Source organism: Nocardiopsis sp. NPDC101807 (assembly GCF_044766605.1).
Taxonomy (GTDB): domain Bacteria; phylum Actinomycetota; class Actinomycetes; order Streptosporangiales; family Streptosporangiaceae; genus Nocardiopsis; species Nocardiopsis tropica.
Genome location: NZ_JBIWMK010000011.1, coordinates 192,062 through 208,317, shown reverse-complemented (window position 1 = coordinate 208,317; position 16,256 = coordinate 192,062). Strand labels below are relative to the sequence as shown.

The following is a 16,256-nucleotide window of genomic DNA, read 5'->3' as shown; positions in this document are numbered from 1 at the left end:
CCTTGCCTGCTTGTTCCACTACTTGCCATGACTGCTGCTACTGCTACTACTTCCGCACGCCCGACCGATGCAGGTTGCGCACCCATGCGTCCGACAGTTCGACCCACTCGCCCAACCCCGCCTGGTACGGAACGGCGATCGTGCCCAGCCGGGGGTCACGCGCAGGATCGTCCTGCGGGCACAGCAGCCACAGGCCGCGTCCGCCGTGCCGGGACACCTCGGCCAGCCGGTGCAGCACATCCATCGCGCCGTAACGGGCGAATACCCCAGCATCGGTCATCAGCACCGGTGCTGAGTCCGCGCCTGGCACCAGGAGCTCCCGCAGTCTCGGCTCGATCCGGCTCCACGCGGTGGTGGCATAGGCGGCGAAGTTCGCCGCGGCCTTTGATCCCGGTGTGGCGGCGTCCGCCTTCAGGATCGTCTCCCAGCTCGGTTTGGGCTTCGGATCCACCAGTCCGTGCATGGCTTCCAGGAAGAGGGCCGTGGCAGAGACCTCCTCAGCCGCGAACCGGCTACCGCCCCCTGCGAGCTCGGTGACCGCCAGAGCACTCAACCCCGTGCGCACGGTCAGCACACGGAATCCGTCCCGCTTCGCAGAGGCGGACAATCGTTCCTCCGCCTGGACGGCGTCCGCGATCTGCGGGTCGTCGGCGTAGCGGGTGAACGTACCACCGCGCGTGCTGTGACGCTGCCCGTCGGCCGTGAGGTAGTCGGACCTCGCCCCCTCCTGGGTGGACAGGTAGCGCAGGGTTCCCGTGTCCTCGCGTGTGGACAGGGTGAGGTCGAACCCGGCGTCCTTCAACGCCTTGGTGAGCGGGCCGCCGGTGGGCAGTTCTCGACCTCCCCGGGCGTTCACCAGCTCCGGGAAGCGGGCCCGCACACGGTCGTGCACCTCGCCGGGGGGCAGGCCGGGCTGCTGTTCCCTCGGACGGCCGGGAACCTCCCTGACCAGGCCGGCCTGAGTGAGCCGCAGCGCCCGTACCAGCGACAGGTCGCGCGGGTAGATCTCCAGGCGCGGGGTGGCGGCAGCGTTGAGCGACGCCGCCGCGGCCAGCTCCACCAGCCGGCGCTCGTCCCACTCGACCGTCCCCGGAGGCGGTGTCACCGCTCCCAGTTCGGCAAGCACGGTCGTGGCTGTCGGCAGGGTGTCGAGCTTGCTGAGACGGTTCGCGACACGGCCCAGGCGCACCGCGTAGTCGAGCAGCCCCGGGGCGGACGGGGTGTCCGGGGCGTCGTTCTCGCCGACCTCCAGCGCCAGCAGGCCCGCACTGAGCGCATCGTCCGTGGCGCCGCGGTTGGGCTGGTGCTGGAACGCGCTCTCGTCGGGGGTGAGCTGCTCGATCTCCAGCACGGCGCGTACGGCGGCCAGGGCCAGGGCCCTGCGCTGCCCGCGCTCGCGCAGACGGGTGCCGCGCCGCACGATCAGGGCGTCGGCGATCTCCGCGGCGGAGGCGACCCGGCCCAACCTCGTCAGGAGCCCGAGGATCTCCTCCCGGAGCGCGCGCACCGCCGGAAGCTTTTTCCACCGGGTCCGCTGCGTCTTGATGATCTGCGGAATGCGTCCGGCGGACAGGCCCAGAGCTTCGGCCACGTCCTTCTGCTTGGGCCATACACCGATGTCCGGCAGTTCGCCTTGTTCGTCGGGCAGACGCAGCAGAAGCCGTACCGCCTCGATCTCGTTCTGGTTGGAACCGTTCTTGCGGAGCTCCGGGACGAAGAGCGTGGCCAGGGCGTCCAGGCTGACGGAGCGCAGGGCGCTGTCGGGCAGTGCACGGGTCCCGTCGTGGGCGACGAGGGTGTCCGCCAGGGCGGACTCCATGGCGCTGTACTGCTCCAGCTCTTCCCGGGCCTCCTTGCGGCCCTGCGAGGTGAGCGGGGAGTCCGGTTCCTGGCGCAGCCGCTCGCCCCACTGGCGCTGGCGGCCCTGGATCTCGGTACGGGTCTTGGCGCCCAGGCCGGGGGCGTTGAGGAACTTGCGCTGGCTGTAGTCGAGCAGTTCGCCGACGGTGTTGACGCCGAGCCCGTGCAGGAAGGAGACGGCGATCGGGGTGAGCCCGGCGGTCGACAGGTGGGTGTCCCGGTTCGCCTGCTCCGCCTGCAGGTTGCGCTGCTGCTCGACGGCGGCGATCTCCGAGACCGGCGCTGCCGCTTCCAGTTCGCGCGCGGTGGTGGCGGTTTCGGGGTGGCGGGAGGGGTGGCCCGTGGACGAGATGGTCTGGGCCATGTCCAGGAAGATCTTGCGCCAGGCGTCCCGCATCGGCTTCAGATCGCTGAAGCGCTTGGCCGTGTCACGGTGCAGCGCCTTGCGGAAGAAGGAGACGAGTCCGTCCCGGACGGCCGGGTCGAACGCGTCGGCGGCGATCGTGGGCCGGGGCCACTCCTCTGCATCGGTCTGCGCGGGAACGACCTTGCCGTCGCCCCAGGTGGGCAGTTCACCCGAGGCCATCTCGTGCAGGGTGGCAGCGATCGCGTACCGCTCGGCGTGGGCGTCGTAGGCCGTGCGCTTGAGCGCACCGATGAACGGGTCGAGGTACCCCTGGGTACCGGCGTCCGTCACGCTCGCGGGGTAACCGGCAAGGGAGAAGTCGATGAGGACCAGCTGGCGCGTGCGGTTGGGCCTGATGCGGATGGCGATGTTGTCCGGCTTGATGTCGCGGTGCCAGACCCCCTCTCCCTCCAGGAAGTCGACGGCGCCGAACAGGTAGTCCCCGTAGGCCTCCAGTTGGTCCGCGCCCAGACGGCCCTGGTCGCGGAGCTGGCGGGCCACGGTCTCCTCGCGGCGTCGCGGAACGCTGCCCGACTCGCCCCGCTTCTCCGCGGCACGCTCGTCGCCGACGTACTCCAGGGCCAGGACCGTACGGCCGCCGATGGTCAGGGGCTCGGGTTCGACGAGTCGGATCACCCGTGAGTCGGCGCGCAGGCCCCGCATCACCTCGGCCTCGCGGGCCAGGACCTCGCCGCGGCTGTCGGACAGGGCCACCTTGAGGACGGCCAGGGGGCGGGCGTTGTGCGCTTCGGGGTCGGTGCTCAGGTCACGTACGAGGAAGGCTCGGCTCGTGGAGCCGGTGCCCAGGCGCCGCCGGACCTCCCAGCGGCCGGCCAGCACGTCACCCGCGACGGAGTCCAACGGATCCTTCTCCGGCTCCTGCTCCTGGAGTGCGTCGGGAACCGTGCTGGGGGCGGTCAGGGAGTCCTCGACGTACTCCAGCATCTCCAGGAACTCGTCGACGCTGGACAGGCGCTGCTCGGGACGGTACGCGGTGGCGGCCTGCACCAGCTCGTCGACGTCCTCGGACAAGCCGTCCACGAGGGCGCTCGGTCGCAGGCCCTCCCCCGCCTCGAGCTGCGTCAGGAGCTCGGCCTGGCTCGCGGCGGGTGCCCGGCCGGTGGCCAGGAGGTAGGTGAGGACTCCCAGCCCGTACACGTCGAGGAAGACGGGGTCGGGGCGCGAAGCGCTCAGTTCGGGCGCCAAGTAGGCGTCCGCGGCTTCGGCGACGTGGCCGAGCGACAGCGAGGTGGGGGCGAACTGCCGGGTGCCGCTCTCCTGCCCGCCGTGGCGCTGGGCGATCTGCCAGTCGGAGATCTGCAGTTGCGGGGAGAGCCACCGGGCGTCCTCACCGCCGCGTGCACGGGCTCCGGGGAACACGTGGACGGAGTGCGCGGAGAGGGTGCGGTGGTGGACACGGCTGGAGTGCGCCCAGCGCAGCGTCTCGGCGAGCTGGCGGACCAGGGACATCCTGGCGAGGATGTCGAGCCTGTCGCCGTACTGGATGAGGTACTCGTCCAGGCGCAGGGTCTCCGGGTGGTAGTCGAAGATCAGCGCCGGACCGGAGGAGTGACCGGAGGGGTCGTACTGCTTGAGCTGGACCACGCCGGGGTGCCGGAATCGACGGAGGATGTCCGATTCCCTGCGGGCCGCGTTGTCCACGGATGTGCGCATGGCCGTGCTGGCCCCGCGCTCCCTCAGGTAGACGCGCACCCGCACCAGCTCGGACAACTCGGTGTGCCGGGCGATGTGGTCCACCCAGGTGGGCCCGCTGTCCAGGGGCTTGCGCTCCAGAAGGTAGGGGCCGACCTTGTACTGGGCGTCGCTGCGTCGGATGCCGATCCGGTCCAGCCCGGCCTTGACCTCGTTGGACCTGGGACCGGTGATCCGGTGCCGCTCGTCGTGCGGGGCGCGGGAGAGCATCTCCACGAGCTGGTCGACGAAGTAGACGCCGTTCTGGTCGTTGGAGGGCAGGCGGATCCGGAGGGAGGAGTCGGTGAAGCACACGGAGGCGGACACGAAGACGTTCGCGCCCTGCTTCTTCAGCAGTCCGGCGAGGTTTCGGGCCTTCTTGGTGACCAGGTGCAGCGGGTTGCCGTGCGGCTGGCGGTGGCCGCCCGGTCTGGTCTGGACCCATGTGCCGTTCTCGGAGGTGACTCCTCCGTGCCAGTGTTTGAGCTCCACCATGTGGACGCCGCTGGGCGAGACGACGAGGAGGTCGACCTCGTGTACGTGTCCGGTGTTGGCGGTAAAGGTGAAGTTCGACCAGGCCCGCCAAGCGCCGGTGTTGGGCAGGGCCTTGCGGATGGCTTCCAGCCCCCGGTGCTCGTGGTCGAATTCCGACTCGGTGACGGTCGTCCACCGGCCTTCAAGCATGCACCGCTCCGTCTCAACACCTGGGGGTTACGTGGCTGGCCACGCCTCCGGCCATCCTAGAGGTGGAGACTATCGGGGTAGTACGCCGTTCCAGGAGGACCGAAAGTCCTGAAACGGTTGCATCGACGCAGCAGGGCCGATTTCCAGGGGGCCCTTGGTGAGAGCCGATTCGGTGGCGACCGAATCCTGTGGCCGGAACCGGCCGCCACCGACTGCGTCACCGGGGTCAGTGGTAGGCGGGCCTCGGCAGCCGGAGCCCCGATGCCTCGAGTTCGAGGACTTCCGTCAGGCCGTCGGCCGAGGCCACCCAGTACGACAGGGTCTGCTCACCGAACCAGATGACCAGGTTCCGGTGTCGACCCTGAACGGCGGCGGCTCGGGCGTGCTCACGAGCGAACTCGGAGCGATGGCCGCCCAAGCGGGGCAGGAGTGCCGCCCGGCGCCGACGGCAGGAGGGATGCTCACAGGCCGGGCAGAACGGGCCGACCAGCGGTTGGCGCCGAGGTAGCGGCGGAGGATTCCGGCCCAGTGCATCGCTGGAGATCCGGGCTGCGGGGATAGGATGCGTCACTGATCCTGCTTTCTGAGCATGTGGAAGTGTGCGGACTTCAGGGTTGTTGCGGGCCCGGGAAGAGCGTTGCCGCGCTCTCCTGGGCCCTTCTCCGTTTCGGAGTACTGCTAGCGGGCCAGCTCGGGCCAGCGGCTGCCCTGGAGGCCGTAGGCCAGGAAGAGCCACACCGCGCGGTGACCCGGGCGGCCGTTGTCTCCCCACTCGGTGGCCAGCGCATCCACCATGGCCAGCCCCCGCCCGGCCTCGGCGCTGGGGTCCAGCCCGCCGGGGTCCACGGTCAGGTGGCTGCGGTCGTGCACGCTCGTGGCGGTGTCCTTGGCGATGCCGTCGTCCCGGCAGGTCAGCCGAAGCCCGTCCCGCTTGCGCTCGCACAGCAGGGTGTAGGAACGCCCGGGAATGCCCGAGCGCGAGTGCTTGAGCGCGTTGCTGGCGAGTTCGGAGCCGAGGAGGGTGAAGAGGTAGCGGTAGTCGCTGCTCTGCTCGGCGGCGCAAGTGTCCAGGAACGCCCGCACCAGCGGAAGGAAGAGCAGGGAAGATCCGAAGTCGTAGCGCCGGGTCCGGTAGTAGGGCCGGTCGGGGCTGCCGTTGAAGTAGTGGCGGAGGGCGTAGGGCACCAGCTCGTGGAGAGCGATGGTCACCTCTGACATCGGGGGCACGGGGGCGAGTACGGGCATGACGAACAGACTCCTTGGCGTGTGGGAGTGAACTGAGAGTTCGGTGTGCCCGCAAGGTTGGACCTTCGCGATTCCCGGACGTCGGGAAGGGGCACGGCGTAGCCTGACCACAAGCGACTCTGCGTGAGATGTCGGTCACTGGCTACACTCACGACCCTAGAACTTGAGCCTCAATTTTGTCAACACTAAAACTTGAGACTCAAGTTTTTTTGGCTAGACTGAAGACATGCAACGCTCCCACAGCCCTACGCTGCGTCGTCGCCGCTTGTCAGCCGAGCTCAAGCGTGCCCGCGAGGAAGCCAACATCACATCTACGAACGCGGCCAGGTTGCTCGGCTGGGCAGCTGGCAAGCTCAGCATGATCGAGAACGCCGAGATTCAGAAGGTCAAGGCTGACGATCTCAACAAGATGTTGGACCTGTACCAGGTCACTGATCCCGACAAGCGCGAGGCTCTGCATGCCCTGGCCAGGGACGCCAAAGTCCGGGGTTGGTGGTCGAAATATAGGGAGGTGTTCGGGCCTCAGTCGCTCCCGGACTTCGAGGCGGAGGCATCAACCATCCGGACCTTCGAGTCGTCCGTCATTCCCGGTCTACTCCAAACTCCTGAGTACGCCCATGCAGTCTTCCAAGGCGGGCGGTACACAGGGGCAGAGGAGATCGAACGTCGCACTCAGGCACGTATGGCTCGGCGCGAGATCCTGACCCGCTTCAACCCGACGAAGCTCCGTGTGGTTCTGGATGAGGCAGCGCTCCGGCGCTTCATCGGCGGTCCGGAGGTCATGGTTGAGCAGATGCGCCACCTGCTTCACATGGCGAAGCTGCCGAACATCGACCTACAGGTATTGCTCTTCTCCACAGGAGCCCACAACGCTCTGATCGCACCCTTCAGCATCCTGGAGTTCCCTGAACCCCTGGATCTCCCCATCGTCTTCATCGAGACTGCCACTGGTGGTCTCTTCCTGGAGGAAGCTGACGAAGTGGAACAACATACTGTTACCTTCAGCGACGCTCAGGGCTCAGCAATGAGCACTGCGCAGTCCGCGAAGTTCATCGCTGACGTCCTGAAATCCCTAGAGAGCGACTGATGACCAACGAGCTGGTGTTCCGGAAGAGCAGTTACAGCGGCCAGGGACAGAACTGTGTCGAGATCGCCGACCTGCCCAGCGGCGCGGCCGTTCGGGACTCCAAGAACCCCGCCAAGGGGCACTTCCCCTTCCCCGCCGCCGAGTGGACCGCCTTCCTCCACTCCGCCCGCGGCTGACGCCCGGTCCTGAGGCGCGAGGTTCCCGGCTCACCTGTGCGCCCGGGAACCTCAGCCGCCCCCTCCCTTGGTGAACGCGTCGGGTCCTCACCCCTGCGCCAGCCGGCGGTACTCCCCCGCGATGCGCTCCAGGTGGCTGACCGCCTCATCCTCGAAACAGGCCAGCTTCTCGAGTTCACCGAACAGCTCGACATAGGTCGCGATGTCAGCGGCTCCGGTCAGGGTGGCTGTCGCGGTCTCGGTCCCGACCATCACGGCGTCCTCGTCGAAGATGTTGAAGCCGTGCCCCGGGAAGACATGCGTGGGCCTGGTCCAAGGGATGACGCCGACCACCGCGTTGGACGCCTGGACAACGACTCGGGCGATGTCCTCGATCTGGTCGGCCATGATGTCGGCCGAACCCGCCTGCCAGCGGAGTGCGCCCTCCGGCACGATCAAGTGGTGCCGCGTCGTTCCCTCGAACAGGCCTCGGCGCCGCTCTTGCCTGGCCTGGATCGAAGCCTCCGCCTCCTGAGCCGAGACCTGGGAGCGGGGATCGTTGAACACACACCGGGTGTACTCGCGCGTCTGGAGCACTCCGAGCACGATGACCGGGTGGAACGACCTGATGATCGAAGCCGAAGTGGTCAGGTGGTTGATCCTGCGCTGGAACTGGGACACGCCTCGCGCCATGATCACACGGCTGGACGCCTCTTGTCTCAGGCCCTCCGCCAGGGCCACCAGCTCCGCGCGTTCCTCACTCGCCACCCCGTAGACCCGGCACAGCGCCGCCACGTCGTCCACGGTCGGCAGCAGGAGTGCCCGCTCGATCTTGGAGACCTTGGACTGCGACATCCCCGCCGCCCGACCTGCGTTGACACCGCTGACGGCTGCGTCTGCGCGTGCCTCGCGCAGCGCACGGGCAAGCCGGTCGCGGCCTTCGGCACCACGACCAGCGGAGGTGTTCTGCTGAGCCGTCATACAGTCCGGTTGGCTCTCCATTCCTCGGGATGGCGCGCCCACCACTGAGCGAACGGCTCGGCGGCGGCAAGCGCCGCATCCCTGGCCTTCTGGTACCGGCCCAGGTTATCGACGAGTTCGGCACCGATGAACTCGCCGTTCTCGGCGTAGTGCATGCGCAGGGGGTACTTGTCGTCGATCAGCCAGAAGTCGTGGTCCACCACTTCCGGCGGGAGCGCCCTCGCGGCGAGGTCCAGGACGTGGATCTCCTCGCCTGCCTCGGCGTTGAGGACATAACCCCACTCACAGGCGTAGCGAAGGTAGTCGTTGAGTGGGGTGCGCAGGACCCGAACCCTATGCCTGCGGATGCCAGCGTCCCGCTCAGTCCGCAATGTCTCCAACCAGGGGCGCTTTCGGTCCCAGTCGGGTTCGGGTTCTCCAACCACAAACCGATGGAAGTCTCCTCCGTCAGAGCCGACCTCGTACTGGTCCAGGGTCTCCAATCGGAAGGCCGACTCTGTCAAGCGGGTGTCGAAGAACCCCAGCAGCTCAGCCACTGTGAACACGTGCGGCCTCCTTCAGCAAGGACAGAGGGATCTCCACGGCACTCTCACCTTCAGGGAGGGGGATCTCGGTGAGGTCCCCTGGAGCCAGTGTGTAGCCCTGCACGATGATCGTTCCTCGATCGCTGGCGAAGACGGTAGGGCAGGTCACTCCGTCTGGGCATTCGCCAGCAAGCCGGGTGAGCTTCATCTGTTTCCTCCAGGGGATCGAAGTTGATTCCAGCATGACTGGAATACTTCACCCTGTCACCCCTTGCGTCCACAGAGTTCGGGATCCGCTTGTCGCACCCACCATATTCCTGTACTACTGGAATAGCCAAGCTGGCCGGTCCCGTCTACCGGCCAGCCCCGGACGACTTACGGAGACATCCATGTCCGAACAGGACACCGTCACCCAGCCTCGACAAAACGTGCCCGCACTCTCCTACGAGCCACCGACCGTCACCTGCCTGGGTGAAATCCGAGAGGTCGTCCTGGGCACCGGTTCCCAGGACACCGCGGACATGAACACCTCCCGTTACTGGTGAACCCACCGGGTGCGGCTACTCGGCCGCACCCGACCCTCTCCACAAGGAGCACGGTGTCCCCTTCACCCTGCTACACCGGCACATCCGAGGCCGGGGACCTCTCCCGAACCACGCACAGCGGCTCGGATTTCTGGCACGAACTGCATCTTTGCGATCCCCGGATGATCGGCCACGTGCGCCTTCACCGGAGCCGACGGCGCCGAGCAGTCTTCCTGGGGACGTGCTTCGCCTCCGGAACGATCATCGAACGGATTCTGACCGACGTACCCGATCCGGTGACCGCGGCCGACCGGCTCGGCTCGCTCGCGGGCTCCTACTGCGTCTTCGTCACTGAGGGCCCTGAGCTGGCCTGGGCCGGAGACCTGGCCGGAGCCCACCGCCTCTGGTTCCGCCAAGGCGAACACAGCGTTCGGTTCGCCTCCTCGCCCACCTCTCCCAGCCTCACCCCGACAGCAGAGCCGGAGACCGAGGGGATCGCCGCCTTCCTGTTCCTTCCCGACCTCACGGACGTGCTGGGCATCTGCCCGGTCCAAGGGGTGAGCCCGGTCGGCCCCCACCAGGTACTGCACGTCAACAAGGGCCGTGCGGCCCTACGGCAGCGAAACCTCCCTGTCCCGGAGGCCTCACTCGCTGAAGGCGCGGCCCTCTTCCGCTCGGCCCTGCTCCAGACTCTGCAGAACCTGTGCGGTAACGCTGCGGACGTCAGCTGCGACCTGAGCGGCGGCCTGGACTCCTCCACACTCGCGGTTCTGGCCGCGAGCTACGCCGGCTCCCCGGTGGTCGCCCTGACCTACACGGACGGTTTCGCCCACAACGGCGACGACCTCATGCACGCCGAGCGCATCGTCCGGCAGACCCCCGGCCTGGACTGGACGGTCATCGAGGGCGACCAGAGCACCCTGCCCTTCAGCGGCCTCGCCCAGAGCCCGGAGACCGACGTCCCCTCCCTCGATCCGCTCATCTGGGCCCGCACCCATGTTCGGCTGCGCCCGGCGACGCGCGAAGGCGTGCACCTGGTGGGCGACGGCGGAGACGTGGTCCTCGGCGCACCGTTGACCTACCTCTCCGAACTCGCCCGTATGCGGCACGGCCGGCGCTTCCTCGCGGAGGCCCACGCCCTGGCACGGTTGCGACAGCGACCGGTGCACCGGGTGGTGCGGGCGGGACTGAGCAGCGCCCGTACCGGATTCAGGGCCGTGCTGGCCGACCTCGCCGGCCACCTCCACTCCCCCGGTTGGAGAGCCCAGACGCTGTCTCCTTCACCCGAACTCGAAGCAGGCATCTCCTGGATTCCGGTGGTCGGTGCTCTGAGATGGGCCACCGACGCGGCGATCGGGGCACTGGCCGAACGTGCACGGCTGGGAGCCGATGCTCTGGGTCCCGAGCAGGACGGGGCCGACGCCCACGCTCTGCGCATGGTCCACCGGCACGGCGAGGCCACGAGGTCCTTCCTCCACCTGGCCGAGCTCGCGGGAGTGCGGGTGTGGGCCCCCTACTTCGACAACAGCGTGGTCGCGGCCTGCCTGAGTGTTCCGGCCGGCGAACGTGCCACCGCCTTGAACGCCAAGCCCCTCCTGGGCCGGGCCATGGAGGGCCTGGTCCCGGCCACGCTGTACGAACGCCGCAGCAAGGACGACTACGGGGCGTGTGAGTACCACGGGCTACGCCGCAACGCGGCCGAGGCTCGCGCCCTGCTTCGCGAGGGCCACCTGCTCGCCTCAGGCATCGTCCGTCCCGATCCGGTTCTGCGTGCTCTGGACCTGGCGGTGGCAGGGGGCCGTGCTCCGATGGCGGAACTCCACCGGATCCTGGCCGCCGAACTGTGGCTGCGGTCCCGACGGAACAACCTCCCCACCCCTCGTACGGAGAGTGCACCGATACCGATCGGAGTGATGGCATGAGCGGTTCCGACCCACGACTACGCCGGCACCACGCGGTGTACACCGCCGCCGACCGTGACGGCGCCGTGCTCCTGCACAGCACGCAGAACCGGCTCTACGGCCTCAATCCCTCCGCCGCCGCGTTGTGGGAACGCCTGTGCGGCGGAGAGGATCCCGACTCGGTGATCTCCGACCTGTCCGGTCTCTGGGGCGTGGACGAGGAGCGGCTCCGCGCCGATGCTCGCGGCTTGACCGACACGCTGGTGCGGCTCGGGTTGGCCGTCCCGGAAGGAGGGTCCCGGTGAGTTCCGCGCAGATGGCGATCGTCGCCGAGAGGTGCACGCCTCTCCCTCCCGGGTACCGGGCAGCCGCGGTGGCCGGGTGTCTGGGGGCGCTGGTCCTGCTCCGGCTCCCGATCTCGGTCAGCCTGCGCTTGGTTGCCTTCGGACACCGGCGCACGACCCGAAGGGCGCGTACCCGCCAGGCAGAGATGGTGATCGGCGCTGTCAGAGCGGTGAGCCGGATCCTGCCCGTACGGTTCGCCTGTCTGGAAACCGCGCTGGCCTCGACTCTGACCTGTCTGTTGCTGCGCCACCGCGTCGACTGGTGTATCGGCGCCCGGATGATGCCCTACACCGCACATTCCTGGGTCGAGGTCGAGGGTGCCCCGATCGCGGAGCCGGGGTTCGACGCCCACCCCTACCTGGTCCTGATCCGCACCTGACCGCCCGTTCGTACCTGCCTGCCCGCTCACGCCTGACCGCACGTTGTCCGTTCCAAGTCCGACCACCAACAGAGGAGTACCGTGACCGACGACCACATCCGGAACGCTCTCGCGTCCGTTCCCGAGGAGTACTACACCCGGCGCGAGGACGGGAGCCTCATCCGGCAGAGCAGTTCGGTCGACGCCATCCGTACCGGGTTGGAGCGGCTGGACGTGCGATCGGGCATGCGGGTGCTGGAGATCGGCACCGGTTCGGGTTTCTCCGGTGCGCTCCTGGGCGAACTCGTGGGGGAACAGGGCTCAGTGGTCTCCATGGACGTGGTGTCGGACCTGGTCGAACGAGCCCGGGATCGGCACGCCCGTCGGGGCGCGGATCGGATCCGCGTCGTGGCCGGGGACGGCGCCAAAGGCATGGCCGAGCACGCACCCTACGACCGGATCATCGCGTGGGCCAGTTCCGACCTGTTGCACCGCAGCTGGGCCGACCAGTGTGTGACGGATGCAGTTCTGGTGGTACCGGTGACCATCGCCCCTCTCCCCCGGTCCAACGCCATCGTGCGGGCTAGCCGTGCCCGGGACGGGGGTCTGACGGCGGACCGGCTGTGGCCCGGAGGGTACGTGGAGATGCACCCCGAAGAGCTCACCCAGTGGCTGGTGCCGCCGCGCGGTGTCCACGCCCGGACCACCGACGGAGAGGGGAACCCGTGGTGGATCAGCAGCACGTGGGTCAATGAGTGCGGGGGAGGCGAAACGGCGGCGCTGTCCCTGGTAGAGGTCCTGGCCTCCGAATCCCACGTGGAGGACGAGGCTGTTCTGGCCCCGGAGGAGTCCGCCGCTGAGGTGCACACCTACCTGTACGCGGCCGGGTTCGAGGGGCTGAGCATGTTCGGCGTGGGTTCGCGCGGTTGGGCGCCGGGCCATGCGTCCAAGCAGGGCGCCGCGGCGCTGTTGGGCGACGGTCGGCTGCTCACCGCCGGGGACCCCTCGTCGGCCTGCCGGGTGCGGGAATGGGCAGAGCGGTGGCGGCAGGTGGGAAAACCGGGCGCCGGCTCCCTGACACCGGTGCTGGAAGAGGTGCGCGACGGCTGGGCCGCCCGTGCCCGCGTCCCCGGTCGGGGATAGTCCTCGGCCGCGAGCGGCGTTCGGCGGACAACGGCGATACTCGACGCCATCAGCTCCCTTTTCACAGAACGACTGAACCTCTCCGGCTACGGAGACGGCTTCGGGGAGCGATTCCCACCCCTGGCCACGGGGCCGGGCGACGCGGGCCGGGTGAGGTGCCTGCGCAGGAATTCGTCCACGGTCGCGAATCCGAAGGTGGTCCGCACCTCCCCGGCGTCGGCCCCGGCCGTACGGCGCCGCACGGCTCGGGCCGCCCCTTCCAGCTCCAGGCGGCCGTCGTCCATCACCGCCGCAGGCTGTCCGTCGAGACCGCCCGCCTCGTTGAGGAACCCGTGCTTGTAGCCGTCGAGGAGGTAGAGCTCGCTCGACGCGCCGGCAGCGGCCAGGGCCTCGTGCAGGAGTTCGCTCTGCCTGTACGAGACCAGGTCGTCGACGGTCCCGTGGGAGAGCTGGAACGGTGGTGCGCCGGCGTGGACCCACGTCAGGGGACAGGCGTACCGCGCCGCTTCCACCAGCTCGGCCGGATCTCCGCCCAGCAGCCGGCCCTCCGGGGAGGCCGCGGCGTCCGCGTCCGGGCGCCCGGACTGGGCCTCGGCGACCACGACGGCGAGGTCCACGGGGGCGTAGGAGGCGACGACGGCCTGTACCGACGGGTCGCCGCCGGTGTCCTCCTCGTCGACCAGGGCGCCGATGTGGCCGGTCAGGCCCGCCAGCGCGGCCAGGTGGCCGCCGGCGGAGCCGCCCCACACCCCGATCGCCTGCGGATCGAGTCCGAGCCCTTCCGCGTGCGTGCGCAGGAAGCGGACCGCAGCCCGCACGTCGTGCAGCTGGGCGGGGAAGACCTCCTCATCGGAGAGCCGGTAGTCGATGCTCGCGAAGGCGTATCCGCTGGCGTGCACCCGGCGTACGAGGTCCGGTGCCTGGGTGCGGTCACCGGCGTACCAGCCGCCCCCGTGCACCCAGAGCACGACCGGCACGGGACGTTCGGCGGAGGCCGGCCGGTACAGGTCGAGCAGGAGGTCGCCGGTGTCGCGCCGCGCGAAGACGAATCCGGTGTCGGCCACGACCTGATAGGAAGGCGTCGAGGCGGTGTCGGGGGCGGAGTCCGCAGAAGGGGGCGTGGAGGCATGGCTCATACCGTCCATGGTGCTGTGCGCGAGGACCTGCGACACCACAGGGCGGTCCCGCCTCCCCGCCGAACCGTGATCACCCTCGAAGCGGACGCCGCCCGGCCACAGGGCATCGCCTCGTCGCGAGTACGGTGCCGGGCCTCGCGGCCGATGCCGCCTACGCCCCGGGGAGAGGTGGCCACGGCCACCATGCCGACCACGGCCACGACTCTCGTGACGGAGCCGGGGCGGGTGCCGGTCGGGACTCGTAGGTGCGACTGCGGGCCGCACAGGAGCCCACAACCGGGTTCCGCGGATTCACGCTCTCACTCGTGGTGTCTCCCCGGAAAGCACTACTGTGCCGGGAAACCGAAACCTACGGAGAGGCCCATGCGGGAGATGCTTCTGCTGGACAAGACTGGCACGGGGCGCACCTTCAACTGGTCCGGGACTCCTTACTGATCGTCGTGGACGACGAGTCCGAATCCGGCCTTCTCAACGACAACGTCCTCGCGGTCGCCTTCGACCTGGCGAGCCGCCGTCCCATGGGCCCCGCGCATTCCTCCGCCTCCCCCGTCCACCTGACCAGCCTTCCCACACTCGGACCCGAACCGGTCCTGGCGTTCACCACGTCCAAGAACCTGATGGTCACCGATGCGCGCGACGGGTCCGCCCTGCAGACCTTCTTCCTGCCTGGCCCGCACACGGGGAAACACTTCTATGATGCGTGCTGCCTGGCCCTGGGGCACTACGGCGGGCGTGACCTGCTCTTCCTGCATGAGGCGGGTGAGGGGCCCTACCACCGTTCGGTGCGGGCGGTGAACCTGGCCACCGGCGAGCCGGTCCCCGGCATGGCCTACGACCACTACCGCTACCGAGAAATCAGCGAGCGCCTCACCCTGAACCACGGCTACCTGGCATGGCCTACCACCGAAGAGGTCGTCGAATTCTGGGACGACGACTTCAGCGTCCTCGACAAGCCCTTCGTCTACGTACGGCGGGCGGATGACGGCTCCTGGGTGGGGAAGGTCGGTCTCGACAGTTCGGTCCCCGAGGACCGGGGAATCGGGATCGCCCGCGCGGCCGGGCGCACCTACCTCGCCGAGGCCGGGGACATCGTCACCCTGCCCGATCTGGAGCCGGTGTTCCCAGGGGTAAATCCGTGGGTGGTGGTGTCGAGGGTGACCGAGTGGGGCGGACGGCCGGTCGCCGTCCTCGTCGAGGAACAGGACTACCCGCAGGAGCTCCCGGGGCGGTTGTGCCATCTGTTCCTGGACACGGACACCCCGGAGAAGGTCGCCATCCCCTGGTCGGTGCCGCCACGGGTGCGCGACCTTCTGGTCACCCCCGCCGACACGATCGTGGTCTCCTCGGCCGAGGGCGTCCACGTGCTCGACGTCGACCCCGGGGAGACTGCCCGCACCGGCCGACCGGTGTGAGCCCGCCTCCCCGAGTGCCCGGCTCACATCACCACGGTGCCCGCTGCCTCGACAGCTCCCTCCGGGCGTCTTCAGCCCTTTGCCAGGCTTCTGGCGGAGGCTGAATGGCGACGCCGACCCCCGTCAGCATGCTCAGGTCCAACTCCCACACCACACTCGAACGGCGTTCCCACAGCGCGAACGCCTCGCTGACATGCCGTTGGGCCGCAGCGGGGGAAGCACCGGTGACCTCGATCAGGTGAGCCATCGCCTGACCGGCCATTCCACGCACCTGGGCAAGACCGAAATGTGTGACGGTGTGGCAAGGGGTACAGACACAGATCAGGCGTCGCAGGGTCTGTGTGCTGCTCCGCTCGTCGAAGGTCCACCTCTCGTGTACTTCCAACCAGCGCTTCGCCTCTCGATCCGCGCTTGCTCCGCAGACCTCGCACACCTGGCCCGCCCGGTTCACGACCATGCGGCGCAGCCGTTCCCAGTCCTGCTGGGACACGCATGAACGCACGTTGGTGAACCAACAGGTGGTGGGGACGAGGTCGACGAACAACCCCGAGCCCAGCGAACGGTCCTCCCCCGGCAGCAGATCGGGGATGTCGGGACGAGCAATCCAGCGCTCCAACCCTGCGAGACCGGGCCGGGGCGCGAACCAGCGACGCGCACGGGGGTCCCATCTCGCCCCTTCCGCCTTTGCCAGGTCCTTCTCAGCGTAGGGGACATCCAGCCAGATCCGCTCGGCAGGCACCGTACTCCTCAAATGGTGGGGAGGTGTGATAGCGCAGCGACTCTAGTGGCAGAGGTGAAGAAAA

15 protein-coding genes and 1 pseudogene are annotated in these 16,256 nt (G+C 68.6%); 8 read left to right on the top strand and 8 right to left on the bottom strand.

The genetic code is table 11. From position 1 onward, the window contains the following. Positions 1-46 precede the first annotated feature (46 nt). The 3 genes from pglW to ACIRPH_RS28815 form a co-directional block, all read right to left on the bottom strand. The gene (pglW, locus tag ACIRPH_RS28825; protein WP_402919881.1) at positions 47-4,642 is read right to left on the bottom strand and encodes a BREX system serine/threonine kinase PglW; all 4,596 of its coding nucleotides are present in this window, start codon (positions 4,640-4,642) and stop codon (positions 47-49) included. A 226-nt stretch (positions 4,643-4,868) separates the two neighbouring features. Beyond that, positions 4,869-5,060, bottom strand: coding sequence for a hypothetical protein (locus ACIRPH_RS28820; RefSeq protein WP_402919879.1), 192 nt, complete (start codon positions 5,058-5,060; stop codon positions 4,869-4,871). A gap of 260 nt (positions 5,061-5,320) precedes the next feature. Further along, positions 5,321-5,887, bottom strand: a complete 567-nt coding sequence (locus tag ACIRPH_RS28815) for an ATP-binding protein (protein WP_402919877.1) — start codon at positions 5,885-5,887, stop codon at positions 5,321-5,323. Between the two features lie 226 nt (positions 5,888-6,113). Here ACIRPH_RS28815 and ACIRPH_RS28810 point away from each other — a divergent pair, with 226 nt between their 5' ends. Next, positions 6,114-6,974, top strand: a complete 861-nt coding sequence (locus ACIRPH_RS28810) for a helix-turn-helix domain-containing protein (RefSeq protein ID WP_402919875.1) — start codon at positions 6,114-6,116, stop codon at positions 6,972-6,974. Further along, the gene (locus tag ACIRPH_RS28805; protein ID WP_402919873.1) at positions 6,974-7,150 is read left to right on the top strand and encodes a DUF397 domain-containing protein; all 177 of its coding nucleotides are present in this window, start codon (positions 6,974-6,976) and stop codon (positions 7,148-7,150) included. Before ACIRPH_RS28810 ends, ACIRPH_RS28805 begins: the two co-directional genes overlap by 1 nt. Positions 7,151-7,237: 87 nt before the next feature. Here ACIRPH_RS28805 and ACIRPH_RS28800 read toward each other — a convergent pair whose 3' ends face one another. Genes ACIRPH_RS28800 through ACIRPH_RS28790 form a run of 3 tightly spaced genes read right to left on the bottom strand, consistent with a single transcriptional unit; the run spans position 7,238 to position 8,878 of the window. Continuing rightward, on the bottom strand, positions 7,238-8,110 hold the full coding sequence (locus tag ACIRPH_RS28800; protein ID WP_402919871.1) for a helix-turn-helix domain-containing protein: 873 nt from the start codon (positions 8,108-8,110) through the stop codon (positions 7,238-7,240). Next, entirely contained in the window at positions 8,107-8,655 is a 549-nt protein-coding gene (locus ACIRPH_RS28795) for a DUF6879 family protein (RefSeq protein ID WP_402919869.1), read from the bottom strand. The genes ACIRPH_RS28800 and ACIRPH_RS28795 overlap by 4 nt, the downstream gene beginning before the upstream one ends. Continuing rightward, positions 8,639-8,878, bottom strand: a complete 240-nt coding sequence (locus tag ACIRPH_RS28790) for a hypothetical protein (RefSeq protein ID WP_402919868.1) — start codon at positions 8,876-8,878, stop codon at positions 8,639-8,641. Before ACIRPH_RS28790 ends, ACIRPH_RS28795 begins: the two co-directional genes overlap by 17 nt. Positions 8,879-9,023: 145 nt before the next feature. On the opposite strand from ACIRPH_RS28790, the gene ACIRPH_RS28785 reads away from it, so the two are divergent. The 5 genes and pseudogenes from ACIRPH_RS28785 to ACIRPH_RS28765 form a co-directional block, all read left to right on the top strand. After that, the gene (locus ACIRPH_RS28785; RefSeq protein ID WP_402919866.1) at positions 9,024-9,179 is read left to right on the top strand and encodes a putative RiPP precursor; all 156 of its coding nucleotides are present in this window, start codon (positions 9,024-9,026) and stop codon (positions 9,177-9,179) included. 173 nt (positions 9,180-9,352) lie between these two features. Beyond that, positions 9,353-11,080, top strand: a complete 1,728-nt coding sequence (locus ACIRPH_RS28780; protein WP_402919864.1) for an asparagine synthase-related protein — start codon at positions 9,353-9,355, stop codon at positions 11,078-11,080. Then, on the top strand, positions 11,077-11,364 hold the full coding sequence (locus ACIRPH_RS28775) for a PqqD family protein (protein ID WP_402919863.1): 288 nt from the start codon (positions 11,077-11,079) through the stop codon (positions 11,362-11,364). The genes ACIRPH_RS28780 and ACIRPH_RS28775 overlap by 4 nt, the downstream gene beginning before the upstream one ends. Further along, positions 11,361-11,783, top strand: coding sequence for a lasso peptide biosynthesis B2 protein (locus ACIRPH_RS28770; protein ID WP_402919861.1), 423 nt, complete (start codon positions 11,361-11,363; stop codon positions 11,781-11,783). The genes ACIRPH_RS28775 and ACIRPH_RS28770 overlap by 4 nt, the downstream gene beginning before the upstream one ends. Positions 11,784-11,861: 78 nt before the next feature. Next, positions 11,862-12,905 (top strand): annotated as a pseudogene (locus tag ACIRPH_RS28765) (protein-L-isoaspartate O-methyltransferase); the annotation flags it as partial. Positions 12,906-12,991: 86 nt separating this feature from the next. Here the strand turns inward: ACIRPH_RS28765 and ACIRPH_RS28760 are convergent. Further along, positions 12,992-14,041, bottom strand: a complete 1,050-nt coding sequence (locus ACIRPH_RS28760; RefSeq protein ID WP_402919859.1) for an alpha/beta hydrolase fold domain-containing protein — start codon at positions 14,039-14,041, stop codon at positions 12,992-12,994. Positions 14,042-14,481: 440 nt separating this feature from the next. On the opposite strand from ACIRPH_RS28760, the gene ACIRPH_RS28755 reads away from it, so the two are divergent. Beyond that, entirely contained in the window at positions 14,482-15,453 is a 972-nt protein-coding gene (locus ACIRPH_RS28755) for a hypothetical protein (RefSeq protein ID WP_402919857.1), read from the top strand. Between the two features lie 28 nt (positions 15,454-15,481). Here ACIRPH_RS28755 and ACIRPH_RS28750 read toward each other — a convergent pair whose 3' ends face one another. Then, entirely contained in the window at positions 15,482-16,192 is a 711-nt protein-coding gene (locus tag ACIRPH_RS28750; protein ID WP_402919855.1) for a DUF5710 domain-containing protein, read from the bottom strand. Positions 16,193-16,256: the final 64 nt, after the last annotated feature.

Bases quoted from the DNA above. Each gene is read 5' to 3' on its own strand.
- ACIRPH_RS28815 (WP_402919877.1), bottom strand. From the start codon at position 5,887: ATGCCCGTACTCGCCCCCGTGCCCCCGATGTCAGAGGTGACCATCGCT.
- ACIRPH_RS28810 (WP_402919875.1), top strand. From the start codon at position 6,114: ATGCAACGCTCCCACAGCCCTACGCTGCGTCGTCGCCGCTTGTCAGCC.
- ACIRPH_RS28800 (WP_402919871.1), bottom strand. From the start codon at position 8,110: ATGACGGCTCAGCAGAACACCTCCGCTGGTCGTGGTGCCGAAGGCCGC.
- ACIRPH_RS28775 (WP_402919863.1), top strand. From the start codon at position 11,077: ATGAGCGGTTCCGACCCACGACTACGCCGGCACCACGCGGTGTACACC.
- ACIRPH_RS28785 (WP_402919866.1), top strand. From the start codon at position 9,024: ATGTCCGAACAGGACACCGTCACCCAGCCTCGACAAAACGTGCCCGCA.
- pglW (WP_402919881.1), bottom strand. From the start codon at position 4,642: ATGCTTGAAGGCCGGTGGACGACCGTCACCGAGTCGGAATTCGACCAC.
- ACIRPH_RS28805 (WP_402919873.1), top strand. From the start codon at position 6,974: ATGACCAACGAGCTGGTGTTCCGGAAGAGCAGTTACAGCGGCCAGGGA.
- ACIRPH_RS28790 (WP_402919868.1), bottom strand. From the start codon at position 8,878: ATGCTGGAATCAACTTCGATCCCCTGGAGGAAACAGATGAAGCTCACC.
- ACIRPH_RS28760 (WP_402919859.1), bottom strand. From the start codon at position 14,041: ATGAGCCATGCCTCCACGCCCCCTTCTGCGGACTCCGCCCCCGACACC.